Below are 23,921 nucleotides of genomic sequence, written 5' to 3' on the forward strand. Positions count from 1 at the left end.
GGCCGCTTCAGGCGGCGAGTTTGGCGCGCTCGGCGAGTGCGGCTGCGGGTGGAGCGGCGGTGTCGACGCCCATTTCATGAAGCGAGAAAGCCGCCGCCTCGACGACGCGGCGCATGACATGTTCGTCCATCTGGCCGATGCAGCCGACGCGGAAGCTATCCACGGCGGTCAGCTTGCCCGGATAGATGATGAAGCCCTTGTCCTTCATCAGCTCGTAGAAGCGGTCGAAGGCGAAGTTGGCGTGGGCGGGGTTGAAGAAGGTGACGATGATCGGCGACAGCCAGCGATCCCCAAGCAAGGTCTCGAAGCCGAGGTCGCGCATACCGGCCACCATCACGTCGCGGTTCCTGGTGTAGCGGGCGCCACGCCCAGTGACGCCGCCCTCGGCCTCATGCTGGCGCAGCGCTTCGAGGAAGGCGGCAACGACATGCGTCGGCGGCGTGTAGCGCCACTGGCCGGTCTTGTTCATGTGCGCCCATTGGGCGTGAACGTCGAGCGACAGCGAATGGCTGCGGCCCTTGGCGGCCTCCAATTCGCTCTTGCGGGCGATGATGAAGCCGAAGCCGGGCACACCCTCGATGCATTTGTTGGCGGACGAGACCATCGCCTCGTAGTGGATCTCGTTGACGTCGAGTGCGACGGCACCGAAGGCGCTCATCGAATCGACCAGCAGCTTGCGGCCCTTGGCATGGACGGCCTCGGCAATCTCGGCGACCGGGTTCAAAATGCCGGAGCTGGTCTCGCAATGGATGGCGATGACATGGGTGATGGCGGGGTCGGCCTCAAGCGCGGCCGCCACCTCGTCGCCGCGCGGCGGCAGATAGTCGCCCTTGTCGATCAGCGTATAGGCGCGGCCAAGATACTGCATGGTCTGCGCGGCGCGCAGGCCGTAGGCGCCGTTGGCCAGCACCAGCACCTTACCGTCCTTCGGGACGAACGAGCCGAGCATTGCTTCGACACAGAAGGAGCCGCTGCCTTGCATCGGCACGCAGTCGAACTCGTCACGCGCGTCGCCGGTCAGCGCCAGCAAGCGGCGGCGCATGTCTGATGTCATGCCGCGAAAATCACCGTCCCAGGATCCCCAGTCGCGCAGCATCGCCTGCTTGACCGAATAGGCCGTGGTCAGTGGTCCCGGGGTCAGCAGATAGGGCTCGCCCAGCGCCGGACTGGCCAGCGGCTCCGCGGCAAATTTGGTCTCGGCGAGCATGGTGTCCTCCGACAGATCGCTGCTTTTTGATATGGCCTTAGTCTCGGCCCGAACGACATATTTGTAAAATCGTTATTTTGTATCGAAGTATCGATTTAGGCGATGGATAAGTTTGCCGGCTTCATCGAGTGGTTCCGCCCTGTCATGCCACTGCGGAAGCCATCTCGTCCGCGACCCCGCCGCCCTTGGCCAGCCGGCTTTCGAGCAGATCGCCGCTTTGCGTCAGCAAGGGATAGGCGACCGAGGCCATCAGCGAGTTGATTTCCTTCAGCGCCCTGACCGCCTCGAGATGGATGTCGCTGGTGTCGATGCTTTGCGGCATTCCCGACTGCAGGCGCTTGAGGTGACGGTCATGGCTCATGCGTTCCAGCTTGCGCATCCGCTCCTTCTCGACGACGAGTTGCCGCGCCGATTCGAGATCGCTCGAGACCAGCACGTTGAGCGCAAGCTGCATGTTAGCCATGACACGGTTATGAAGCCCGGACAGTTCGCTCCAGCCGTCGCGTGAAAAGCGCAGGTTCTTGTCGCGCAATTCCTGGGTGAGCACGAGCAGGTTCTTGGCGACGATGTCACCGGCGCGTTCGAGATTGATAGCGAAATCGGTGAGTTCGATGCCGCGCTGGGCCTCGGTCGCGGTCATGCTGCCGCGATTGACCTCGGCAATGTAGAGCTTGATGTCGGTGTGGGCGCGGTTGACCTCTTCATCGAGCTTCTGTGCCTGGCGGATCTGCTCAGTGGTGCCGGCGTCGAAGAAATCCATCACCGGGCGCAGCATCACCTCGACAACCTCGCCCATGCGCAGCAACTCGCGCGTCGCACTAGCCAAAGCAAGGCCAGGCGTGCGCATGACGGTGCGATCAAGTGCGCTGCTGCGACGCGACATGAGGTCCGTCCCCTCCTCCGCCTTTGCCGGCGGCTTGTCGACGATCAGCAAGGTGACCAGCCTTTCCATCAAGCCGGTGAGGGGCAGACAGCAGACGACAAGCGCCAGATTGAAGGCAAGATGCAAATTGACCAGTTGCCGGCCTTCGGTTGCGCCGAACAGAGCCGTGGGGAACGCCACAGCCTGAAGCGCGAACAGGGCGCCGAGCGCGGCCGTGCCACGAAAGATCAGATTGCCGAGCGGGACGCGGCGCGCCTCGACGGCCTCGCCGCGCGTCAGCCACACGGCGATCAGCGCGCCGCCGCAATTCGCGCCGAGGATGAAGAACAGGCCGACTTCGACAGGCAAGACACCTTGCGCCGCAAGCGTGACGAACAACAGGATCGCTGCCACGCTGGAATGGATCAGCCATGTGAACAGCGCTGCGGCGGCAAAGGCGGTGAAATAGTCGGCGCGCAGATAGGAAATCACCAGGGGCAGCAGCGTGCTCTGGCGCATCGGCGCGGTCGCCTCGCCGATCATGTGCAGCGACAACAGAACAAACGCCACACCCATCAGGATGCGCCCGCCTTGCTTGATACCTCGCACCTCGAACTTCAGGAACATCGCGCCGCCGATCAGGATCAGCGCCGGTATCAACCAACTGAGGTCGAACGACAGCACCTGCACCACCAGCGCCGAACCAAGGTCGGCGCCAAGCAGGATCGCCAGTCCCGCGGATACCGAGACCATGCCGCTGGCGGCAAAGCCGGCCGCGAGGATGGCGACGGCGGTGGAACTCTGCAGCAGCACGGCAAGCACCGTACCGACGCAAGCCGACCGAACCCGGGCACTCCGGGCTTGTCTCAGCGCATCGCGCAATGCAGGACCACAGGCGCGCTCGACACCGGTGCGCACCATGCGCACGGCCCAGAGCAGCAGCATGACGGCACCCGCCAGATGCAGCAGGATAATGGAAAATTGCATGGCGACGCCTCCAACGGCCGGCAGGGACGTCGACCCATGGTAAGGGTGATGACCGACTCGACATAAGTCAAATCGTTCGTTTCTATCTTTTAGTTAGCTCACCTTATGATAAGGTCCGGTCGATTTCAGCGTCTCGGAGGCGGAGAAGATGCGCTACGTTCAGCTTCGGGCCTTTCATCAGGTGGCCATCTCCGGTGGTTTTTCACGCGCCGCCGAGGCGCTGTTCCTGACCCAGCCGGCGATCTCGGACCAGGTGCGCAAGCTCGAGGAAGAGTATGATGTGCTGCTGTTCAACCGCAACAAGAAGCAGGTCACGCTGACTCATTCGGGCCAGAAGCTGCTCGAGATAACCCACCGCATGTTCGATACCGAACAGCAGGCGCTCGAACTTCTGACGGAGTCCCGCGCGCTGCGCTCGGGCACGCTGCGCATTGTCGCCGACGCCGCGCACCATCTGCTGCACATCCTTGGCAGTTTCCGGGCTCGCTATCCCGGCGTCCAGGTCTCGGTGCGCGCCGGCAACACCGAGACGGTGATCAGCAGTCTTTACAGCTACGATGCCGACATCGGCGTCTTGGGCGAGGTGCCGACCGGGCGCGATTTCGAGGTGCTGAAACTGAACTCTACGCCGATCATCGCTTTCGCCTCCGTCGATCATCCGCTGGCGGGCAAGACATCGCTGACGTTGAAACAACTCGCGCAGGAATCGTTGGTGATGCGCGAACGCGGTTCGAAGACGCGCCAGAAGCTCGAAGACCTGGCCGCTGCTTCGAAGATCGAACTGAGGCCCGTGATCGAGGCCGAAGGCCGCGAAGCCGTCCGCGAGATCGTCGCCTCGGGCGCCGGCATCGGCTTTGTCTCGGCGGCCGAATTCGGCCAGGATTCGCGGCTGGTGCCGATCACCATCGACGCCCCTGAAACCTTGATGGACGAAGCGCTGATCTGCCTGCGCGAACGCAGCGGCGGCAAGCTGGTGCGCGCCTTCCTCGACATGGCAAGATCGATGTCGGCGGATTAGGCGAGCCTGATCTTTCCGAAAACCGGTTCCCACTTTTCGGGATTATGCTCTTTGTCCAGAATCAAATCACACAAGTCTAAACGACCGAGTTCCCCAGCTATGCCTTCGCCAGAGAGGTTTACAGCAAACCTGACCCCAACGCAGACATACAGAGTAATTCCGACTTGTGCTCACGCCGAGAGAGCACCTAAGGGAGCGAATTGGCGACCGCCACGTCAGCGGGCCATAAGGCATCCTTGATGAATCGTCTCCTCGTAGCAATTGTCGGAAAAGCCGGGATGACCCTGGCGAAGCCTACTGACTGTCTCCGCATGTGTGAGTCGATGCGAGAGTACATCCTCGCCGGCTTGGTAAGCGTCACGGAAAAGTGCGCGCACCCGGCGACGTGCGTCATTGATTTCGCTCTCCGAAAAGCGATCCCTCAGCACACGTAAGTCAATCGGAAGCGGCGGCTCACGGAGTGGGCCGAACCGTCGATGAGAGCTGTTGTAAGTGACAATTGCAAACGCTGCATCTAGCAGCTTAGCGTTACGCACTTTTGTCACAACCATGGCTCGAGCGGCAGCACGAAGTTGTTCGACCTCTTCGTCCATATGGTGTCTCAACGCTTGGTTCTATTTTGTAATATTGTACGCATTTGTGAATTGCTAGCTAGCAGAGATCAGAAGCCGACCTGGGCCACAGGCGTTCCTTAGTCTCAGGTCAGCCTCGGCACTATTTGCCAGGTCCCAACGACGAAACGAATGGCAGCATTGCAGCCATCTCGGCCGTTGGGCGGCCAGCTGATTGAGTTTTGATCCTAAGCCGCCGCCCTCACCTCCACCACATCCGCCTTCACACGCTCCGACTTCGGATCGTAAGGGCTGCGCAGGTGCGCTGTCGCAGCATGGCGCACACCAGCAAGGTCGATCTCGAAACGGCCGCCGGTGAGGAACGCGGCATCGACACCGGCTTCATTCTCGATCAGCCCGAGCGCCACCGAGCGGCCAAGCGTGTGGCCGTAAGCAGCCGAACGGACTTCGCCGACCGGTTTGCCGTCGCGCAGGATCAGTTCACCGCCCCACAGCATCGGATCGGCATCGTCGAGGGTGAACAGCACGACGCGCCTGGCAGGTGCCGCCGACGACTTTGCCTCGAGCAGCGCGTCGTGGCCGATGAAACCACCCGGCTTGTCCATGGCCACGGCAAAGCCTAGCCCGGCCTGCCAGGGGTTGATATCAGGCGTCAACTCACGCCCCCAGGCGCGAAAACCTTTTTCGATGCGCAAGGCGTCGAGCGCGTAGTAGCCGGCATCCAGCAGTCCGAATTCACGGCCCGCCTCATGCAGCGCTTCATAGACGCCAACGGCGAATTCGGTCGGCACGATCAGTTCCCAGCCGAGCTCGCCAACATAGGTCATGCGGTTGGCATAGGCGGTGGCGTAGCCGATATCGATCTCGCGCATGGTAGCGAAGGGGAAGCCGGCATTGGAGAGATCCGCCGAGGACAGTTTGCTCAGGAGATCGCGTGAGCGCGGCCCCATCAAGGCCAGCATCGCGTATGATGAGGTGACGTCGGTCAGGATGGCATGGGCATCGGACGGGATGTTCTTGACGATCCAGTCGGCATCGTGAACCGCTTGCGCCGAGCCGGTGACGATGAGGAATTTTTCGGCAGCCAGCCGCATCACAGTGAGATCGCTCTCGTAGCCGCCACGCGCGTTGAGCACGCCTGTGTAGACTGAGGTGCCGACCGGCACATCGACATTGCCGGCGCAGATCCGGTTGAGCACGGCACAGGCGTCGCGGCCCTGGACGAGGAGCTTGGCGAAGGAGGTCTGGTCGAAGATGGCAACCGCTTCACGCGTCGCCTTCATCTCGCGCCTGACGGCCTCGTGCCAGTTCTGGCGGCCGAACGCATAGTCGTTCTCGGCCTTCTCGCCCGGCGCCGCAAACCAGTTGGCGCGCTCCCAGCCCATTTTCGAGCCAAAGCAGGCGCCTTTTGCCGAGAGCCGGTCGTAGAGCGGCGAACGGCGGAAGGGCCGTGCCGTGTCCAGTTCGCGGTTCGGCCACGGCATGGCGTAGTGCAAGCCGAGCGTTTCCTTGACCCGGTCATGCAGCCAGCGGGGATTGTTGTTGAACGAGGCGAAACGGCTGATGTCGACCGGCCACAAATCCATGGTCGGCGCACTGTTGACGATCCATTCGGCCAGCGCCCTGCCCGCACCGCCGGCGCTGGCGATGCCCATCGAGTTGAAGCCGGCGCCGACATAAAAATTCTTCAACTCCGGCGCCTCGCCGAGGAGAAAATTGTTGTCCGGCGTGAAGCTCTCAGGACCGTTGTAGAATTTCTTGACCTCGGCTTCGGCCAGTTGCGGCACGCGGATCAGCGCGTTTTCCATCAGGATCTCGAACTGGTCCCAATCGTCGGGCAGCAGTGCGAACTCGAAATTCTCAGGGATGCCGTTCATGCCCCACGGCTTGGCATGCGGCTCGAAGCCGCCCATCACCAGGCCGCCGACTTCTTCCTTGAAATAGATGAAGCCGTCGGGGTCGCGCATGACCGGCAAGTCCGGATGCACGCCCTCGATCCTGCCGGTGACGATGTACATGTGTTCGGCCGAATGCAGCGGCACCGAGACGCCGCACATCAGCCCGACCTTGCGCGCCCATTGGCCGGCGCAGTTGACGACGATCTCGGCGGCGATGTCGCCACGGTCCGTCTCGACGCCGCAGGCGACGCCATTCTTGACGCTGATGCCGGTGACCTTGACCCGCTCGAAGATTTTCGCGCCGCGGTTGCGCGCACCCTTGGCCAGCGACTGCGTCAAGTCGGTTGGATTGGCCTTGCCGTCGCCAGGCAACCAGACAGCGCCGACCAGGTCGTCCGTCGCCATCACAGGCCAGAGATCGCCGGCTTCCTTCGCCGATATGACATCGATCTCCACCCCTTGCGCGCGCGCCGACGCGGCCGTGCGCTTCAGCACGGTCATTCGATCGGCCGTTCGCGCCACCGACAGCGAGCCGCAATTCTTCCAGCCGGTAGCAAGCCCCGTCTCGGCCTCCAGTTCACTGTAGAGCTGCGTCGAATATCGGATCAGGCTGGTCATGTTGGAATGGCTGCGCAACTGGCCGACAAGGCCTGCGGCGTGCCAGGTGGTGCCGCCGCTGAGCTGTCCCTGCTCGAGCAGCACGACATCGGTCCAGCCGAGCTTGGTCAGATGGTAGGCGACCGAACAGCCGATGATGCCGCCGCCGACAATGACAACACGGGCCTGGGTGGGAAATTCATGTGCCATGAGCGTTCCGCCATTTGAAGGGATGGCGGAGACTAACACACCAAAACCAAATATCAACTCAAAAAGTCACAAAATATCACATCAGGGTCGCAACGATGAGTTCAGGCCCCTTTTGCGAAAGCGCCCCGGCAAGGGCGGGTTCGGGATCGGCGTCGACGATCACGCCGGCAGCGCGTTCGAAATTCGGAACCCTGAGCGGCGTCAGCTTGCCGAACTTGCTGCTGTCGAGCACGAAATAGGCTTTTCTGGCGAGCGCGATCATGCGGCCGCGTTGCTCGGCGCCGGCGCGGGTGAAGTCCGTGACCTCACCGTCGGGGGATAGGGCGCCGCCACCGAGAAAGGCGATATCGACGCGAAAGCGGGCCATGGCATCGAGCGTGTCGATACCGGAAGCCGCCTCCTCGCCCGGATCGATTTCGCCGCCCAGCATGTGCACGCGTATGCCGGGGACATGGCAAAGATGCAGCGCAATCTTCAGGCTGGCGGTGCAGATGGTGAGATCGCGCAGTCCGGCCAGGGCCTGCGCGACGGCCAAGGTGGTGGTGCCGGAATCGAGAAAGACCACCATTCCATCCCTGACCAGGCCGGCGGCCGCCTTGCCGATCGCCGCCTTGCCACCGGCATTTTCCTGGCTGCGCAGGCTCATCGCTGGTTCGCTCGGTTCGAAGCGAGCAGCACCGCCATGCACGATGCCCAGCCTGCCCTGGTCCGAAAGCAGCTTCAGGTCACGACGGATGGTTTCGCGCGAAATATCGAAGAACGCGGCCAGCTCGGCGACACTGACGGAACCCTGGGCGCTCAGCCGCCTCAGGATCTCGTCGTGGCGGCGCGGGGCAAGGGCGCGTGCCGGCAGGCGACTGACGGGAGACATGGCGATCCTCGAGTCGAGCATTGATGTTGCAATATGTGGCAGTTAATGTGAGCAGACGCAAACTTTCGCCAAGCTTCCCGATGACCGGTGAAGGACTTCAACGGGTCTGGGGCAGATCAAGCGCAGAGCGGATCCGGCCAACGCCGCGCTTGTAGAGCATAGCGCCTTCGGCCAGGGCGAGCAGATCGGCATGCGGCGTGAATTCGGCGATGCGCCTATTGAAGGCGATCTCGCCACAACCGGGAACCAGGCAGTCAAGTTTCTGCTTCGGACATTGACTGAATTTGCAGAGCCGACCGCGATAGGCATCGCTGCCTGGTTCGATCAGAAAGACGTCCAGCTGGTGATCGGCAACGCTGATCCCGGTTCCTTTCTCGAACGCCTGGCGCAGGGCGAGTGCTGCGGCGCGACGCAGTTCGCCAAGCCGTTCCTGCGAATCGAGCCACAGCGCCAGATCGAGATCGCCACATTCATGCCAGACCTCGATCCGTGCGCGCCGGAATTCGCTGAAGCGCGGCACCTCCTTCCAAAGCGGCTTCGCGACGGAGCCGATGACAGCCACCGCAGCCACTTCCTGGAAGCGTGTCCAGGCATCGGTGACGACATCCGCCGCCGCACGAAACTGCCGCTGGCGTTCCAGCATGTATCGGTCTTGTTGCTCGATAGCCGCGCGCCGCATCTCAGGCCAACAGTTTCATGAAATTGCGTTTGCGGCCGAAGCGGGCTTTCACATCCGTCAGGTAAGCGGCATGTTCGGACGCGCCGCGCAGGCCGGCCATGCGACCGATCAGTGCTGCCGCCTCCGCATAGCCGCCATTACCGCCAAGTTGGGCCATCTGGTCGACGCGTGCCGCGTAGACCTTCAGTGCCTCGCGCGGATGCGTCGCTTCACTGGCCTGCGCAAGTTTCTGCTTCAGCCCTTCCGAAGCTCCATATTCGTGCACATTCAACCAAGCCTTTTCAAACTGCTTCTCCTCAATCAGGACGCTGATGAGCAGATCGGCCGGAAAATGCCAGGCGGAAGGCTTTCCGTGCGTCAGCCTGGATTGGAGGCGCTCGATCGCTTTGTCGCGCGCGGCCGCGCCAGCCGCCTTGCACAGCCGCCGATACAGTTCGAGGCTCGGCGCCTTCTCGAAGGCACGCCACAAATGCGCCTCGGCCTCGCGACCCGACCGGCCTTGGAGAGCAGGTCGACTGCAAGGGCAATGAGCTGCTCATCCGGCCGATCGTCCTCGAACATCCACAAGCCGTCCTCCACCCAACGCAAGGCCTCTTCCGTCCGATCCTGCGAGAGGCAGAATCTTGCGATTTGCAGATAGCTTCCCTGTGAGGCCAGATGCTTGGCACGAAGCGCGATGCGCGCCTCCACGTCGCCATCGCGTTCGGCGAAGAAATCGAGGATTTCCCGCAGCCTGAAATGGTCCATCGGCGGCCCCATGCCAGCGCGGTCCTTGCTGGAGGTCGCGGGAAGCTTGTCCCAGGCCTCGGTGGCGAGGCGACGATATTCGGCCAATCCGTCCTCGCCAAGAATATCGCCATAGAGCCCGGCCGCGCCAGCAAAGGTGTCGTAGTTTCCGCTCATCTCGCGGGCGAAAAGGTCGCGTGCGAGAGGCAAGGGGTCGCGCGGTGCCGCCTGGGCGGCAGTTCGGTGCATCTCACATGCCCGGTCGAGAAGCGCGCCGCAATGGCCGTCGGAATCGTCGATATCGTCGATGGCGCTCTCGATCCGATCGATGGCCCGCATCGCCAGCCCCATCACGACGCCGGCATGCTTGCCCGAGAGTTCGGCGATCAGGTCGAGTGCCTCGTCGACACCTCGCGCCCAGTCGGCGGCTTCGCTGTAGTCCACGAAGCCATTGGTGGCGGTGGCGGCGCCGATCATCTTGCCGAGACGCGTCTCGAGGGTCGCTTTGTCGCCATGTGCAGCAAGCGTGGCGGTCTCCAGCCTCCGAAACAGGACAGGATCGCGCTCAACACAATCCATGATCATCTCGACGAGCGCTGGAATGTCCTTGCCATTCAGATATTGGCGAATACCCGCGAAGACGTCGAGGCTTTCTGCTTCCGTGTCGCTGCCTGCCGCATTTGCTGCCAGCGCCGTCGCCACCAAATGCTTGCAATAGCCCCAATCGCCAAAGGCGGGACAGGAACAAGAACCGTCAACGGACTCGCCACTTCCCAGCAGTTCCACGCGGTAGTCCTCAGTACCGGCAACCTGGGCCAACACCCGCTTCGGCCCAACGATCAACAATTTCACCAGCCCGTCACGCCAATAGGTCTCGCCGCGCGAGAAGACCTTGCTGCCGACAAGATCGCGCAGGGCGTCGACATCGAAGCGAGGGCGGCTGTTCTTGCGGTTCATAGTGACGGCTGGAGCCTCGAGTCAGCCGCGATAAGACGCAGGGCCTCGTCCAACGCAAGGTTCGCATGCAGCCGCCACCATGCTCCGGTGTGTCTGTGCCACATGAGGTCGAACCGGGTCTCGGCGCGATGCTCCTCCACATGGTCGAGCCGGGCGAAGGGGGCGTCGAATGCTTCGCCGTCATCCGAATGGTAGCGCGCGGAGAAACCGTATTTGCTTCCTCGCCACTTCCCGAAGATGTCGGCTAGATGGTCGAACCGATTCGGTTGACCGGGGATGAACCGCGGTTTCAGAACATCGGCGATGAAACGCTCGCAGGCAGCGGCGATGGCCAGCCTCTCGTCGGACGAAAGCTCTTTGACCCACATCCGTTGCGTTGCCCGCTTCGCCATCGCGATCTTTCCGCGCCACCTGTCGCCAAGAGCTCCGGACTCAACATAGAACATGATAATCGACCGATCCTGCGAGGCAATGCTTTTGGATCAACACACACCAAGCATCATTTGCGGGAGCGTGACCCATTGACCTGCCCACTGGGGAAACCACAACATCGGGCTTCCGGGTAGCAGCGAGGGTTTCCCGCCAAGCTAGACGGCCACGGCGGAGCCGCTACGTTCTGGCGAACACTGCATCGTTGATCTCCAACGAGGGCTAAAATTCGCTTTCAGCCGAGCCTAGGCTTTTCGCGACAGGCCGCCGCCCTCTATCGCCTTGACGAGGGTTTCGCTTCCTTCGCGAAGATGCTGTCGCAGAACGCTCACGGCCTTCTTGCCGTCGCGCTGGCGGCAAGCGGCCAGCAGGTCGCGATGCTCGCTTTGCGAGCGGGTGCGATAGTCGAGGTTCGACAAGAGGATGCGGACATAGCGATCTGCGGCGTTGTGATGCGCCTCGATCAGGCTGAGCAGACGCTGGTTGCCGCAAGCATGGTAGAGCGAGAGGTGAAAGGTGCGGTTCAGCGCGCCCCAGCGGCCGACGTTGCGCTCGGCGTCGATCTGGTCGAGCACCTGCCCGGCCTCATCGAGCTTGCCGTCCGACAAGGTGGGAACAGACAGCCGCAGCGCTTCGCATTCGAGCAGGCCGCGCACCGCGTAGATTTCGCTGATTTCGGCGCCGTCCATCCGAGCGACATGCGCGCCCTTGGTCGGGTGGATGGACACGATGCCCTCGGCTTCCAACTGGCGAAGCGCGTCACGGATCGGCATGCGGCTGAAGCCGAACTGCTCGGCCAGTTCGTCCTGGCGCAGCGCGGTGCCGGCCTTCAAGGTGCCGCTGGCAATGGCCTCGCGCAGAACGTTGGCGACCTGCTCCGCCACCGTCTGCGGTCTTTCAATCAAGCCTTCGGAAAATCCGCGCAATCGATGCTCCCCTGTCACGGGGTGCAGCGTAATGAAAAACCGCGGAACTGGATATGAGTATCCTCGTGTACGATCCGACACGGGCGTTGAGACCCTGCCGCTCCTACCGCCAGGCGGAATTGCGGATCACCGAGCAGAAGTTGCCGCGGTGGAAATGCGGTTCCTTGTCGGCGATCACATCGGCCTTGACGTTGCCGAAGGTGGTGTCGGGCTTGTGCTTGATGCCGTCATAGAAGGCCTGGATGATGTCTTCCTTGAAGGCCGGCGTCCGTGGGAAGGCTTGCACAACCGTTTCACGCTCCTCGTCGGAATATTGCGCGTGGGTCAGCCCGAGCACGTCCATCTCGACGCCGGCCGTCACCAGCGCCACGACAGGATGCATGTGAACCGGGACGCCCAGCGTGGTGTGCAGCGCAATCGCGGTCCAGACCGTGTAGGCATCCTCCTCGGCAATGCCATGGCTGCGCAGGAAGTCGCGCGCGGCGTGAGCGCCATCGACCTCGAAACGCTCATGCTGGCTTGAGTGACTCGGCATCAGCCCGATGTCGTGGAACATCGCACCGGCATAGAGCAGTTCACGATCGAAGTTGAGCCCGCGATGCAGGCCGGCCAGCGCACCAAAATGATAGACACGGCTCGAATGGTTGAAGAGCAGTTCGGTCTCGGTGTCGTGGATGAAGGTGGTGATGGCGCGCGCCAGTCTGCTGTCGGGAATAGCGGCGGCGTTGGGGATGGTGGCCATGATGTCGTCTCCTGATGATCTGAGGTGACAATCTAGGCGCTATCGGCTATGGCAGAAATTGTTTTGTTGCGATGATTTCTGCCAAAACACTGAGAAAACAGACCTGGAGAGCGGACAGATGGCTTTGCGGATCGGTATCCTCGCCATGGAAGGCGCGCAGTTGCTCGACGTCTCCGGGCCGCTCGATGTCTTCGCCGAGGCCAATCTGCAGGCCGGCCGGCAAGCCTATGTCCTATCGGTCGTTGCAGCGGTGGACGGCCCGGTAACCTGCTCCTCGGGGGCACGGCTGCTGCCTGATTTCGTCATCGGACAGGCTGGCATGCCACGCTTCGACACGATGCTGGTGGCCGGCGCGCCGCATCTGGGACGATCGCGACACAGTGCGCCTGTGCTCGACTGGCTACGCGCCGTCAGCACCACTGCCCGACGCTATGGATCGGTCTGCACCGGCGCCTTCCTGCTGGCGGAAGCCGGCTTGCTCGACGGCCGCCACGCCACCACGCATTGGGCCGTGGCCGACCGGCTCGCCGAGCGCTTTCCCGAGGTGATCCTCGATGTCGACGCCATCCACGCCCGCGACGGCAAGATCAGGACGGCGGCCGGCGTGACCGCCGGACTCGATCTGGCGCTGGCGCTGGTCGAGGAGGATCTCGGCGCCGAGATCGCGCGTCGCGTCGCCGCTCAGCTCGTCATGTATTTTCGCCGTAGCGGCGGCCAGCTTCAGTACAGCCGCAAGGGCGCCGGCAGCCCGACCGGACGGTCGGCGCTGCAACAGGTGCAACGCTGGGTGATCGCCAACCCCGCCGAAGAGCATGGCGTCGATCAGCTCGCCAGCCGCGCCGGCATGAGTTCCGCGCCACTTCGCCCGGCTGTTTCGCCAGGAGGTCGGCATTACGCCGTCAGCCTGGGTCGAGGCGATCCGGGTCGAGGCGGCGCAGCGCCTGCTGGAAACCGGTGCGGCGCCAAAACTGGTCGCCGATCAATGCGGCTTTTCGGACGTCGACACCTTTCGACGCGCCTTCCAGCGCAAGGTCGGGGTGACACCTGCCGCCTACCGGCGCGTTCAGGTCGATGAGACGCAGACCGTGCTTTGAAAGCGCGGCTTGCTTTCGTCTAACCTTCCACTTCGACGGCAACCACCGCCGCGCAATCGCCGGCCTTGACCAGGCCGGGAAAATGCCGCGCCGCCAGCATGCCCGACATTTTTGCCCGGATCTCCTGTGGAGCGACGCCGGTGCGGCCAACGGAATGAATGCGCGCCAGCACCGCGCCTTCTTCGACCGGCTCGCCGAGATCGACCATGGTTTCGATCATGCCGTCGTCTTCGGCGAAGGAGAAGCAATCGCTGGACGGCATGTCCAGCCACTGGGTTCTGCCCTTCTCGACCGCACCGGCGACAATGCCGGCGTGGCGCAGCACATTGAGAATACCGCGCCGTGCGACGCGCACGGTTTGCGCACGCGAGGTGCCGCCGCCGCCAAGCTCGGTGCTGACGAAGACCTTGCCCATTTCCTCGGCCGCCGTGTCGTACATGCCGACCGAGTCGATTTCGATCATGCGCATCGAGAAGGGTGCGGAGAATGCCGCGACCGCGTCAAAAGCTTTCTGCTCCAGCGCCTTGTCGGGCAAAGTGTGGGCCGCGCAGAATGGCACGAAGTCGAGCGTTCTTCCCCCAGAGTGAAAGTCGAAGACGATGTCGGCGCGAGGCAGCAGCTCACGCTGGAAATAGTCGGCGATCTTTTCGGTCACCGTGCCGTCCGGCCGGCCGGGAAAGCTGCGGTTCATGTTGCCCTTGTCGATCGGTGAGGTGCGCGTGCCGGCGCGGAACGCCGGATAATTCATCGCCGGCACGATGATCACGCTGCCGCTGACGTCTTTCGGGTCGAGCGTGCGGGCGAGATCGTAGAGCGCCAGCGGCCCCTCATACTCGTCGCCATGGTTGCCGCCGGAGAGCAGGGCCGTCGGCCCGTTGCCGTTGCGGATGACGCAGATCGGGATCATCACCGAGCCCCACGCCGAATCGTCGCGGCTGTAGGGCAAGCGCAGGAAACCGTGCTGGACGCCGTCACGATCGAAATCGACAGTCGGCGCGATCGGCGATGGGCGGAGGCTGGACATCGGGCTCAATTCTTCACCACCAGTTTGCGCGGCACATTGGCCAGGCACTCTACACCGGTTTCGGTGATCAGGATGGATTCGGTGATTTCCAATCCCATCGTCTCCAGCCACAGGCCGGTCATGAAGTGGAAGGTCATTCCGGGTTTGAGTTCGTTGCGGTCGCCGGGGCGCAGGCTCATCGTGCGTTCGCCCCAGTCCGGCGGATAGGACAGGCCGATCGAATAGCCGGTGCGGTTGTCCTTGACGATGCCGTACTTCTTCAGGACGGCGAAGAAGGCATTGGCGATGTCCTCGCAGGCGTTGCCGGGCTTTGCCGCTGCCAGGCCTGCCTCCATGCCTTCCAGCGTCGCCTTCTCGGCATCGAGGAATTCCTGCGTCGGCTTGCCGAGGAAGACGGTGCGCGACAGCGGGCAATGGTACCTGTTATAGCAGCCGGCGATCTCGAAGAAGGTGCCCTCGCCCCGCTTCATCGGCTGGTCGTCCCAGGTCAGATGTGGCGCCGAGGCATCGACGCCCGACGGCAGCAGCGGCACGATCGCCGGATAGTCGCCGCCAATACCGTCGACGCCGCGCGTGCCGGCATCATAGATCTCGGCGACGAGATCGCATTTGCGCATGCCGATCTCGATCTTGTCGACGATGCGCTGGTGCATCGCTTCGACGATGCGGGCAGCCTTGCGCATATAGTCGATTTCGGTCGGGCTCTTCACCGCGCGCTGCCAGTTGACCAGGGCTGTGGCGTCGACGAAGCGGGCATTGGGCAGATGTTTTTGCAGCGAGGCGAAGGCGGCGGCCGAGAACCAGTAATTGTCCATCTCGACGCCGACGGTGAGCTTGCCCCAGCCGCGATCGGCGAGCACCCTGGACAAGAAGTCCATCGGATGACGCTCGGTCGACTGCACGTAATGGTCGGCATAGCCGACGATGTTGTCATGCGCGAGATAGGCGGTGCGCTTGGCGCCGTTGGCGTCCTGGCCACGGCCGTACCAGACCGGCTCGCCCGACGGGGATACGATGACGGCCTGATGCACATAGAACGACCAGCCATCATAGCCGGTCAGCCAGGCCATGTTGGAGGGGTCGCTGACAACAAGCAGATCGACGCCCTTCACCTCCATGGCTTGCCGCGTTTTGGCGAGGCGATCGGCAAATTCGCCGCGCGAGAATTTCAGGTTTGGTTGCATTGTTCTTGGTCCTCGTTTGTTGGGCCTAGAGCCTGTTTCAACTTCGTTGAATCCGACTCGTCGTCTGTCTCTTGTTTGAGCGTGATCTTTTCGGAAAACCGGTTCCCACTTTTCCGGATCACGCTTTGGCCAGCATCAGCTTTCGAAAATGGTTCCGGCATTGGCCGCCCGAGCCCGGTCGCGGGCGAGCGTGGCGATCGCCGTGTCCTGCACGCCGGTGCCGGTCAGGTCGGCGATGGTTATGTCGCTGGCCGAACGCCGGCCGTGCTTTGCACCGGCGATGATCTGGCCAAGCTCGGTCACTTCGGCGTCGGCTGCCATAACCCCGGCGGCGATGGCATGGTGCAGTTCGCCCAGACGCTGTGTCTGGCGGGCGCTGTCGGCGACATAGAGATCGGCCATGCGCAGGATCGCCGGCGCGATCTCGTTCTTGTGTTCGGCGTCCGAGCCCATGGCGGTAATGTGCTGGCCGGCGGAGACGAAGCCGGCCTTGATCAGCGGCTCTGTCGACGGCGTCGTGGTGACGACGATGTCGGCGCCGGTAGCCGCCTTTGCCGCGTCGGGCTCGGCGCGTACGATGATGCCCAGTTTTTCGCTCAAGCGAGCAGCAGTGGCTTCGGCCTTGGCGGCGTCGCGCGCCCAGATGCGCGCCTCGACGATCGGCCTGACAAGGCGCAGTGCTTCCAATTGCAGGCCTGCCTGCAAACCGGCGCCGAAGATCGCTGCTACAGCGGAGTCTTCGCGCGACAGATGCTTCGCCGCGACCGCGCCTGCCGCAGCGGTGCGGACATCGGTCAGGTAGCCATTATCGAGCAGCAGCGCCTCGACCACACCGGTCTTTGCCGAAAGCAGCACCATCATGCCGCCACCGCTCGGCAGGCCGAGTTTTGGATTGCCGAAGAAGCCGGAGCTGATTTTCACGGCGAAGCCGTCGATACCGGGTACGTAGGCCGACTTCACGTCGACCTCGCCGCGGTGCTCGTGAATATCGAGCCGCAGGATCGGCGGCATCGCCACCGGCAAGGTGGCCAGCGCGCGAAAAGCGTTTTCGACGCAGGCGACGGCATCGAGGTCGAGCGTCACGATCTTGCGCAGTTCTCTCTCGGTGAGGATCGTCATCCGGCTCATGCGGCACGCTCCGCTATCGCGTCGCCGCAGATGATCTTGCGGTGCGCATTCATGTCGATGTTGCGGCCGGAGAGAAGAACCACCACCGGTCCGTTTGCCTTGACCTTGCCGGCGAGCAGCGCGGCGATGCCGACCGCGCCGGCGCCTTCGACGATCTCGCGCTCCTCAGCGTAGGCATGGCGGACGCCGGCGGCTATCTCGTCCTCGCTGAGCAGAATGACGTCGTCGAGCAGGTCGCGGCACATGGAAAAGGTCAGCCTGTTGTCGAGGCCGATGCCGCCGCCGAGCGAATCCGCCAGCGTCGGCAGTTCTTCCACCAGCACAGGCCGGCCGGCATCGAGGCTCGCTTTCATCGCCGCACCACGCGCCATCGAAACGCCGATGACTTTTGTACCGGGGCTGATGCCCTTGATGGCGGCTGCGACGCCCGAGGCCAACCCACCGCCGGAGAGCTGCACCAGGATGAGAGCAGCGTCCGGGACCTGCTCGATCATCTCCAGCCCGAGCGTGCCTTGCCCGGCGATGATGGCGGGGTGGTCGAAGGGCGGCAGCATCACCAATCCCTCTTGCGCCACCAGCCGCTCGACCTCCTGCTGGGCGTCATCCTGGCTGTTGCCGACGATGCGAATTTCGGCGCCGAGCCGGCGGATTTCGTCGAGCTTGTTCTGAGGCACCAACCGCGACATGCAGATCACCGCGCGCATGCCTTCGAGCTTTGACGCATGGGCAAGCGCCCGGCCATGATTGCCGGTCGATGCCGCGACTACGCCGCGTGCCTTTTCTTCCGCGCTCAGCGAAGCGATGGCATTCGAGGCGCCACGCAGTTTGAAGCTGCCGGTGGTCTGGCGGTGTTCGAGCTTGAGGTGGATGGGGAGGCCGAGACGCTCCGACAGGCTATGGGACAATACGGCTGGGGTCCGCTCGATCTTGTTGGCGATACGGTCACGAGCGATACGGATGTCCTGAAGGGCGACGGCGCTCGTCATCGGGCGACCCCCTCTGGCCTGCCGGCCATCTCCCCCTCGAGGGGGGAGATCAGCAGCTTCGCCGCTGCCACTCTTCCTGCGACGTCAGTAATTGGCGAAAGCCGCGCGGCAGCCAATCTCCCCCCTCGAGGGGGAGATGGCCGGCAGGCCAGAGGGGGTCGCTCGTGCATGCAGGACATGGTCTTACTGCACCAGCGGCAACGTCATCAGCCGCCCGAATTCGGGATGAGCCGTCTCGTCACCACACAGCCGCAAACAATTCCAGGCGCTGGCCTGGTTGCTGGTCACCACCGGGCGGCCGATCGCTTCTTCCATGCCGATCACCGCGAGCGCACCGCGCAGTGCCGTGCAGGACACGAACAATGCGTCAGCCTGCGCGTGTGTTGCCTCGCGCGCCAGATTGACAAGCGTCGCCGGCGGAATGCGTGCCATCTCGCGGTCGTCCTCGAAACCGAGACAGGTGAAGCTGGCGATCTCGAAACCCCGCGCCGCGAAATAGGCCGCCATCGGCCTGGAGGTTTCGACCGTATAGGGGGTGAGGATGCTGATCTTTTTCGCCCCGAGTACCTTCAGCCCACGCACGCCCGCCATTGGCGGCGTGACGACGGGAACACCGGGCTTGGCGGCCTGGATCGCCGCCTCGATCTCGGCGTCGCCGATCACCACCGAGGCCGAGGTGCAGGAATAGCAGATGGCATCGAGTGGCTCGTCGGGCAGGATGAGCGCCGCGCCCGCGGTCAGCGCCGGCTGCATCTTGCGCAAGTTTTCCGGCGTCGTCGGGTTGGCATAGGGAATGCGCGCGACATAGACGCCGATGCGCTCGCTGGCCACCATGCGGCGAAAATCCGGCTCGCTGGTGTGGTCGGTGGCAAGGATGATCAGGCCGACGCGCCGCTCGAGCGGGCGGTCATCGAGCGTGGGCCGTTTCGGGTGGACCTTGATCTCGGGCAAGGGTTTCACGAACTACCTCTCGATCTTGCCGTAGCGGCGTTCCAGCCAGCGCAGCAGCACGACCGAGCAAAGACTGATGGCGAGGAAGAAAGCGCCGACCAAAGTGATCGGCTCGATGTAACGATAGTAGGTGTTGGCGACGCTCTTCGCCTGGTTCATCAGCTCCAGCACGGTGATCGCCGACAGCAACGGCGTCTCCTTGAACATGGCGATGAAGTAATTGGCCAGCGCCGGGATCATCGGCGGGATGGCCTGCGGAATGATGATGTGCGTCCAGGTCTGCGTGGCGCTGAGATTGCAGGCCTTGGCGGCTTCCCACTGGCCGCGCGGCACATTGTCGATGCCGGCGCGGTAGACCTCGGCCGTATAGGTGCCGTAATGCAGCCCAAGCCCTATGACACCGGCGACGAGCGGCGGCAGAAGAATGCCGATGTCGGGCAGCACGTAGAAGATGAAATAGAGCTGCACCAGAAGCGGTGTGCCGCGGATGAATCGGCCGCCCAGCCGACGGTGCGCGACAGGGCCTTGTTGGGCGAGCGGCGTGCGAGCGCAATGCCAAGCCCGACGATCGCCGCCAGCACCGAGCCGAGCAGCGTCGCCAGGATGGTGATCTTCACCCCCTGGATCAGCGTCGGCAGGATCTGCCGAACAAAATCCCAATCCCATTCCATCAGCAGGTCCGATTTATCAGAAGGGTATTGGCCATCAGACGCGCACCCCATCAAGGCCACGCGCCAGCCGGCGCTCCAGCGAGCGCACGCCCCACGAGATGAGCAGCGCCAGGATGAAATAGATGATCAGGATGGTGGTGAACGGCACCATGGTGTTGCCAGTCTGGGCACGCACCACCTGGGCCTGAAAAGTGAGGTCGGCGAGCGAGATCAGCGAGACGACCGATGTGGCCTTGAGCAGTTCGATGGCGTTGTTGCCGAAGGTCGGCAGCATCACCAGAAATGCCTGCGGCAGGATGACGTGACGCATGCCTTGCCAGCGGCCGAGATTGAGCGCGATGCAGGCTTCGTGCTGTTCGCGGCCGATCGATTGCACGGCGCCGCGCACCACCTCGGCGGCATAGGCGCCGACATTGAGGCCCAGCGCCAGCACGCCGGCCTGCAGCGGAGTCAGTTCGAGGCCAATCAGCGGCAGCACGAAATAGGCGAAGAACAGCTGCACGAAGATCGATGTGCCACGGAAGAATTCGATATAGGCGGTGGCCAGCGCCCGCAGCGCGAAGAAGCGCGACAGCCGCCCCATGCCGGCAAGAAAGGCCATGATCAGGGCAAGCACCGATCCCATCAGCGTCAGCTCGATGGTGACAAGCGCTCCCTGCAATATCAGGCCGAGATAGCCGGACCACTGGGTCATCTGGGTTCCAACGTTTCATTTTAGCCCCTTCTCCCCGTTTACGGGGAGTTGAGGAGCGGTCCGCGTAGCGGGCGAAAAGCCAATTGCTTGGCTTTTCGAGCGACGAAAGCCGGCAGGCAGATGAGGGGCAGCGCTAGCTTCTCCAAACTTGGCGCCGCCCCTCATCCGCCCCTTCGGGGCACCTTCTCCCCGTGAACGGGGAGAAGGCAAAAATCACTTCGCCGAGCAGAGCTTGTCGCGTGTCGTCGACATCGCGGCAGCCGCCGAGAAGCCGTAGGGCTCGATGATCTTGGCGAACTCGCCGGATTTCTTCATCTTGGCGAGCTCGACGTCGAAGGCATCGCGCAGCGCCTCGTCGCCCTTCTTGAAGGCGGCGCCGTCGCAATAGACTGGCGCGCCCTGCACGGGCGCGATGACTTCGAGGCTCGGATCATTGGCCTTTTTCATCAGATCGTTGATCGACAGGACCGGCAGCGAATAGGCGTCGATGCGGCCGTCCTGCACCATCTTCAGGCCGCTCTGGCCATCCGGCACAACGATGACACGTTCGCGCGGCACCCCCGCATTGAGCGCCAGCTTCTCCTCGGTGCCGCCGCCCGGCGCGCCGATCGTGGCGGTCGTGTCCTTGGCGACGTCCTCGTAGCTCTTGAAGCCTTTCGGATTGCCTTTCTTCACCAGCATCGCCTCAGCGTCGCACAGCACCGGCTCGGAATAGGCGACCGCGGCGCAACGCTCCGGCTTCATGAACAGGCCGGCGGTGACGACATCGAAACGGCCGGCCTTCAGGCCGGGGATCATGGCGCCATATTCGGAGATCGAGGCGACGATGTCGCCAACGCCGAGGCGTTTGAAGATCTCGCGCGCCACGTCGGGCGCCGCGCCCGAAACCTTGCCGTCGGCGGCAACCGCCGTGTAGGGCGGCTCGTTGGCGATGGCGACGCGGGCGAAGCCCTGTGCCTTCAACTGCTCGAGTTTGCTGTCGTCGGCCGAACCCGCGGTCGAGGCGGCCAGCACCGCCGTCAGTGCAAGGCCGGCGACGCCGGCCAGAATGCCAAGTTTCTTCATTGTTCCCAACTCCTTGTTTCTTGTCTTGGTTTGTTCGAGGCAGCTTTCCGCCCCTTGAGGACGGCGTTGTCGCCTCGGGCATGACGGTCAGACGCGATGTCCGGCCGCGATGATCTTCTTAAGGAAGCCTTGCGTGCGCTCCTGCTTGGGATTGCGGAAAATCTCGTCGGGTTTGCCTTCCTCGACGATTTTGCCGCGATCGAAGAACAGCACCCGGTCGGCGAAGTCGTGGGCAAACCCCATCTCGTGCGTGACCAGCAGCATGGTCATGTCGGTCTCCGCGCAGAGCCGCCACAGGACGTTGAGCACCTCCTCGACCAGTTCGGGGTCGAGCGCCGACGTCACCTCGTCGAACAACATGATCTTGGGCTGCAAAGCGAGCGCCCTGGCGATCGCCACGCGCTGTTTCTGGCCGCCGGACAGCTGCGCTGGCATCGCCTTGGTCTTGTCGGCCATGCCGACCATGTCGAGCAGTTCCATCGCCCGCTTCTCGGCGGCGGCTCGCGGCGTGCCCTTGGTCAACATCGGCGCCAGCGTCACATTGTCGATGACGCTCTTGTGCGGAAACAGGTTGAACAACTGGAAGACCATGCCGATCTTCTGCCGCATCCTGGCCAGATGCCGCTCGTCGGCCGGCAGCAGCTGGCCATTGCGCTCCATGTGGTAGAGTTGCTCGCCTTCGATCTGGATGTGGCCGCCATCGATGCGCTCCAGCGTCATCAGGATGCGCAGGATCGTCGTCTTGCCCGAGCCGGACGGGCCGATCAACGCTAGCTTCTCGCGCGGCATGACCTGCATCGACAGGCCGTCGAGCACCTTGAAGCTGCCGAAGCTCTTCGAGATGCCGTCGATCTTGATGATAGGCGCGGTTGCGGACAAATGAATTTCCCCGTGCTGGAGAAGCCTGTGCCCTTAACGATGCGGAACGCGCAAAATCATGTCAATTGGGAAAATAATATCATGACAATTATTCTGATTCCGCACAATTTCCGAGCAACACTGGCCTAGATGGCGAGCAGCAGGTGCTCCGGATCGCCAAGCAACAGCTTGGTGACAACGCCGAGGCCGGCGCGCAGTTCCCCTTCGGTGGTCGAGCCCAGCGAGATGCGCACCGCCGGATGCCATGGCGCGTCGGAAATGCGGAAGGAGGTGCCCGGCGCGATCGCCACGCCTTGCAGCCGCGCCTGGGCGACAAAACCCTCCTCGGCACGGTCATCGGGCAGTTGCAGCCAGATATGCAGCCCGTCGCGCCGAGCACGATAGTCGATCCCGGCAAGCACCTCGGCGGCGATATCCTGCCGCCGCCGCAGCGCGGCGCGCTGCCAACGGACAAGCTCCATCGCCGTGCCGTCGGTTACCCATTTGGTGGCGATCTCCGCCACCAGCGGCGTTGCCATCCAGTTGGAAACCAGGTGCCGGTTGGCGACGGCGGCAACGTAGCGGTCGGGCGCCGCGAGATAGCCGATGCGCAGGCCAGGCACGGTGATCTTGGTGAAGGAGGTGACGTAGAGCGTGCGTTCCGGCGCGAAAGCCGCGACTGGCGGCGGCCGGTCCTCGACCAGCGGCCCCAGCACATCGTTCTCGATGATGGCGATGTCATGCTTGCGCGCAACTGCTGCGATTTCTTCGCGCCGCCGTGCATCCATCAGGGTTGCCGTCGGATTGATCACCGAGGGCTGCACGAACACGGCGCGGATGTCTGACAGCCGACAGGCCTCGTCCAGCGCCTCGGGGATCAGGCCGTTGTCGTCGATCGGCAGGCCTTCGAGGTTGAAGCCGAGATAGCGCGCCAGCGGCACCAGCGTGTGGTGGCCGATCGCCTCGGTGGCGACGGTGGATCCCGGCGGCGCCACGCTCATCAGCGCCACCGTCATGCCGGCGGTGGCGCCATTGGTCAGGCTGATGTTCTGCGCGGAGACATCCAGCCCGCACAGTTTCAGCCATTCGACGGCGACCGCTCGATGGCGCGGGAACACCATGTTGGGCCGGAACGACAGCGCCGAACTCGACGGCAGGTTCTCGGCCAGCCAGCCCAATGCCTGCTTCAGCCGCTCCAAATGCATCGGCTCGCAGACCGGCTTCAGGATCGAGAGGTCGATGACCTCGCCGAGGCGCTCCGGCAGATAGGGCGGTTCAGGCTCGCGGCGTTGGGTCTGCACGAAGCTGCCGCGGCCGATCTCGCCCGAAATCAGGCCGCGCCGGATCAATTCCTCATAGGCGCGGCTGACCGTCTGCACTGACAGTTTGAGATCGTCAGCCAGCCGGCGATGCGTCGGCAGCCGCGCGCCATTGGCCAAACGCCCGTCATGGATGGCCCGCGCGAACTGGTCGGCCAGCGATTGATAGGCTGGCCGCCGGATGAGCGCGGGATCGGGTTGCCACAATGTCATGACTTATTAGAGATCGAAATCAGTGCAATTGACAATCGAAATAATGCGCCGTC

At 63.3% G+C, this 23,921-nt stretch carries 21 protein-coding genes and 2 pseudogenes; 3 read left to right on the plus strand and 20 right to left on the minus strand.

All coding sequences use genetic code 11. The features are described from left to right. Window positions 1–7: 7 nt before the first annotated feature. Window positions 8–1,207 carry a 2-aminoethylphosphonate--pyruvate transaminase gene (locus tag AC0V7N_RS31865; RefSeq protein WP_475452195.1) on the minus strand — a complete coding sequence of 400 codons (1,200 nt, stop codon included), beginning with the start codon at window positions 1,205–1,207 and terminating at the stop codon, window positions 8–10. Between the two features lie 142 nt (window positions 1,208–1,349). Beyond that, on the minus strand, window positions 1,350–3,056 hold the full coding sequence (locus AC0V7N_RS31870; protein ID WP_475452197.1) for a Na/Pi cotransporter family protein: 1,707 nt from the start codon (window positions 3,054–3,056) through the stop codon (window positions 1,350–1,352). A 148-nt stretch (window positions 3,057–3,204) separates the two neighbouring features. Between AC0V7N_RS31870 and AC0V7N_RS31875 the strand changes: the two genes are divergently transcribed. Beyond that, complete coding sequence (locus tag AC0V7N_RS31875) at window positions 3,205–4,074, plus strand: LysR substrate-binding domain-containing protein (protein WP_475452199.1); 870 nt, start codon at window positions 3,205–3,207, stop codon at window positions 4,072–4,074. Between the two features lie 799 nt (window positions 4,075–4,873). Here the strand turns inward: AC0V7N_RS31875 and AC0V7N_RS31880 are convergent. The 8 genes from AC0V7N_RS31880 to AC0V7N_RS31915 all read right to left on the minus strand — a co-directional run bounded on the left by AC0V7N_RS31880 (window position 4,874) and on the right by AC0V7N_RS31915 (window position 12,681). After that, a complete protein-coding gene (locus AC0V7N_RS31880) occupies window positions 4,874–7,351 on the minus strand; it encodes a GcvT family protein (RefSeq protein WP_475452201.1) in 2,478 nt (825 codons plus the stop codon). A 76-nt stretch (window positions 7,352–7,427) separates the two neighbouring features. Continuing rightward, window positions 7,428–8,222 carry a DeoR/GlpR family DNA-binding transcription regulator gene (locus AC0V7N_RS31885; protein ID WP_475452203.1) on the minus strand — a complete coding sequence of 265 codons (795 nt, stop codon included), beginning with the start codon at window positions 8,220–8,222 and terminating at the stop codon, window positions 7,428–7,430. A 97-nt stretch (window positions 8,223–8,319) separates the two neighbouring features. Then, on the minus strand, window positions 8,320–8,901 hold the full coding sequence (locus tag AC0V7N_RS31890; protein ID WP_475452204.1) for a hypothetical protein: 582 nt from the start codon (window positions 8,899–8,901) through the stop codon (window positions 8,320–8,322). A gap of 1 nt (window position 8,902) precedes the next feature. Continuing rightward, entirely contained in the window at window positions 8,903–9,172 is a 270-nt protein-coding gene (locus AC0V7N_RS31895; RefSeq protein WP_496627501.1) for a hypothetical protein, read from the minus strand. Window positions 9,173–9,258: 86 nt separating this feature from the next. Then, on the minus strand, window positions 9,259–10,584 hold the full coding sequence (locus AC0V7N_RS31900) for a DUF6880 family protein (RefSeq protein ID WP_496627502.1): 1,326 nt from the start codon (window positions 10,582–10,584) through the stop codon (window positions 9,259–9,261). Beyond that, window positions 10,581–11,030, minus strand: a complete 450-nt coding sequence (locus AC0V7N_RS31905; RefSeq protein WP_475452208.1) for a DUF3024 domain-containing protein — start codon at window positions 11,028–11,030, stop codon at window positions 10,581–10,583. Before AC0V7N_RS31905 ends, AC0V7N_RS31900 begins: the two co-directional genes overlap by 4 nt. Window positions 11,031–11,258: 228 nt before the next feature. Beyond that, a complete protein-coding gene (locus tag AC0V7N_RS31910) occupies window positions 11,259–11,939 on the minus strand; it encodes a GntR family transcriptional regulator (RefSeq protein WP_475452210.1) in 681 nt (226 codons plus the stop codon). Window positions 11,940–12,042: 103 nt separating this feature from the next. Further along, window positions 12,043–12,681 carry an HD domain-containing protein gene (locus AC0V7N_RS31915; RefSeq protein ID WP_475452212.1) on the minus strand — a complete coding sequence of 213 codons (639 nt, stop codon included), beginning with the start codon at window positions 12,679–12,681 and terminating at the stop codon, window positions 12,043–12,045. Window positions 12,682–12,826: 145 nt separating this feature from the next. Between AC0V7N_RS31915 and AC0V7N_RS31920 the strand changes: the two are divergent. Together AC0V7N_RS31920 and AC0V7N_RS31925 are read left to right on the plus strand one after the other, a co-directional pair. Continuing rightward, window positions 12,827–13,267: pseudogene (locus AC0V7N_RS31920) on the plus strand (DJ-1/PfpI family protein); the annotation flags it as partial. A 304-nt stretch (window positions 13,268–13,571) separates the two neighbouring features. After that, complete coding sequence (locus AC0V7N_RS31925) at window positions 13,572–13,775, plus strand: helix-turn-helix domain-containing protein (protein ID WP_496628041.1); 204 nt, start codon at window positions 13,572–13,574, stop codon at window positions 13,773–13,775. Between the two features lie 19 nt (window positions 13,776–13,794). On the opposite strand, the gene doeB is transcribed toward AC0V7N_RS31925, so the two are convergent. The 10 genes and pseudogenes from doeB to ehuR form a co-directional block, all read right to left on the minus strand. After that, on the minus strand, window positions 13,795–14,799 hold the full coding sequence (gene doeB / locus AC0V7N_RS31930) for a N(2)-acetyl-L-2,4-diaminobutanoate deacetylase DoeB (RefSeq protein ID WP_496627503.1): 1,005 nt from the start codon (window positions 14,797–14,799) through the stop codon (window positions 13,795–13,797). 5 nt (window positions 14,800–14,804) lie between these two features. Continuing rightward, window positions 14,805–15,983, minus strand: a complete 1,179-nt coding sequence (doeA, locus tag AC0V7N_RS31935; RefSeq protein WP_475452218.1) for an ectoine hydrolase DoeA — start codon at window positions 15,981–15,983, stop codon at window positions 14,805–14,807. Window positions 15,984–16,118: 135 nt separating this feature from the next. Further along, window positions 16,119–17,111, minus strand: a complete 993-nt coding sequence (locus AC0V7N_RS31940; protein ID WP_475452220.1) for a cyclodeaminase — start codon at window positions 17,109–17,111, stop codon at window positions 16,119–16,121. Continuing rightward, window positions 17,108–18,097 (minus strand): hydroxyectoine utilization dehydratase EutB, encoded by a 990-nt coding sequence (gene eutB, locus AC0V7N_RS31945; protein ID WP_475452222.1) that lies wholly within the window; start codon window positions 18,095–18,097, stop codon window positions 17,108–17,110. Before eutB ends, AC0V7N_RS31940 begins: the two co-directional genes overlap by 4 nt. A gap of 183 nt (window positions 18,098–18,280) precedes the next feature. After that, window positions 18,281–19,057 carry an ectoine utilization protein EutA gene (gene eutA / locus AC0V7N_RS31950; protein WP_475452224.1) on the minus strand — a complete coding sequence of 259 codons (777 nt, stop codon included), beginning with the start codon at window positions 19,055–19,057 and terminating at the stop codon, window positions 18,281–18,283. Window positions 19,058–19,060: 3 nt separating this feature from the next. Continuing rightward, a pseudogene (gene ehuD / locus AC0V7N_RS31955) lies at window positions 19,061–19,719 on the minus strand (ectoine/hydroxyectoine ABC transporter permease subunit EhuD). Between the two features lie 34 nt (window positions 19,720–19,753). Then, window positions 19,754–20,413: an ectoine/hydroxyectoine ABC transporter permease subunit EhuC gene (gene ehuC / locus AC0V7N_RS31960; RefSeq protein ID WP_475452228.1), complete on the minus strand. Its 660-nt coding sequence runs from the start codon at window positions 20,411–20,413 to the stop codon at window positions 19,754–19,756. Window positions 20,414–20,626: 213 nt separating this feature from the next. Next, complete coding sequence (gene ehuB, locus AC0V7N_RS31965) at window positions 20,627–21,478, minus strand: ectoine/hydroxyectoine ABC transporter substrate-binding protein EhuB (protein WP_475452230.1); 852 nt, start codon at window positions 21,476–21,478, stop codon at window positions 20,627–20,629. A gap of 87 nt (window positions 21,479–21,565) precedes the next feature. After that, window positions 21,566–22,357, minus strand: a complete 792-nt coding sequence (gene ehuA / locus AC0V7N_RS31970; protein ID WP_475452232.1) for an ectoine/hydroxyectoine ABC transporter ATP-binding protein EhuA — start codon at window positions 22,355–22,357, stop codon at window positions 21,566–21,568. A gap of 125 nt (window positions 22,358–22,482) precedes the next feature. Further along, window positions 22,483–23,868, minus strand: coding sequence for a MocR-like ectoine utilization transcription factor EhuR (gene ehuR, locus AC0V7N_RS31975; protein ID WP_496627505.1), 1,386 nt, complete (start codon window positions 23,866–23,868; stop codon window positions 22,483–22,485). Window positions 23,869–23,921 lie beyond the last annotated feature (53 nt).

This window comes from Mesorhizobium kamtschaticum, from assembly GCF_056174585.1.

Bases quoted from the DNA above. Each gene is read 5' to 3' on its own strand.
- AC0V7N_RS31865 (WP_475452195.1), bottom strand. From the start codon at position 1,207: ATGCTCGCCGAGACCAAATTTGCCGCGGAGCCGCTGGCCAGTCCGGCG.
- AC0V7N_RS31870 (WP_475452197.1), bottom strand. From the start codon at position 3,056: ATGCAATTTTCCATTATCCTGCTGCATCTGGCGGGTGCCGTCATGCTG.
- AC0V7N_RS31875 (WP_475452199.1), top strand. From the start codon at position 3,205: ATGCGCTACGTTCAGCTTCGGGCCTTTCATCAGGTGGCCATCTCCGGT.
- AC0V7N_RS31880 (WP_475452201.1), bottom strand. From the start codon at position 7,351: ATGGCACATGAATTTCCCACCCAGGCCCGTGTTGTCATTGTCGGCGGC.
- AC0V7N_RS31885 (WP_475452203.1), bottom strand. From the start codon at position 8,222: ATGTCTCCCGTCAGTCGCCTGCCGGCACGCGCCCTTGCCCCGCGCCGC.
- AC0V7N_RS31890 (WP_475452204.1), bottom strand. From the start codon at position 8,901: ATGCGGCGCGCGGCTATCGAGCAACAAGACCGATACATGCTGGAACGC.
- AC0V7N_RS31900 (WP_496627502.1), bottom strand. From the start codon at position 10,584: ATGAACCGCAAGAACAGCCGCCCTCGCTTCGATGTCGACGCCCTGCGC.
- AC0V7N_RS31905 (WP_475452208.1), bottom strand. From the start codon at position 11,030: ATGTTCTATGTTGAGTCCGGAGCTCTTGGCGACAGGTGGCGCGGAAAG.
- AC0V7N_RS31915 (WP_475452212.1), bottom strand. From the start codon at position 12,681: ATGGCCACCATCCCCAACGCCGCCGCTATTCCCGACAGCAGACTGGCG.
- doeB (WP_496627503.1), bottom strand. From the start codon at position 14,799: ATGTCCAGCCTCCGCCCATCGCCGATCGCGCCGACTGTCGATTTCGAT.
- doeA (WP_475452218.1), bottom strand. From the start codon at position 15,983: ATGCAACCAAACCTGAAATTCTCGCGCGGCGAATTTGCCGATCGCCTC.
- AC0V7N_RS31940 (WP_475452220.1), bottom strand. From the start codon at position 17,111: ATGAGCCGGATGACGATCCTCACCGAGAGAGAACTGCGCAAGATCGTG.
- eutB (WP_475452222.1), bottom strand. From the start codon at position 18,097: ATGACGAGCGCCGTCGCCCTTCAGGACATCCGTATCGCTCGTGACCGT.
- ehuC (WP_475452228.1), bottom strand. From the start codon at position 20,413: ATGACCCAGTGGTCCGGCTATCTCGGCCTGATATTGCAGGGAGCGCTT.
- ehuB (WP_475452230.1), bottom strand. From the start codon at position 21,478: ATGAAGAAACTTGGCATTCTGGCCGGCGTCGCCGGCCTTGCACTGACG.
- ehuR (WP_496627505.1), bottom strand. From the start codon at position 23,868: ATGACATTGTGGCAACCCGATCCCGCGCTCATCCGGCGGCCAGCCTAT.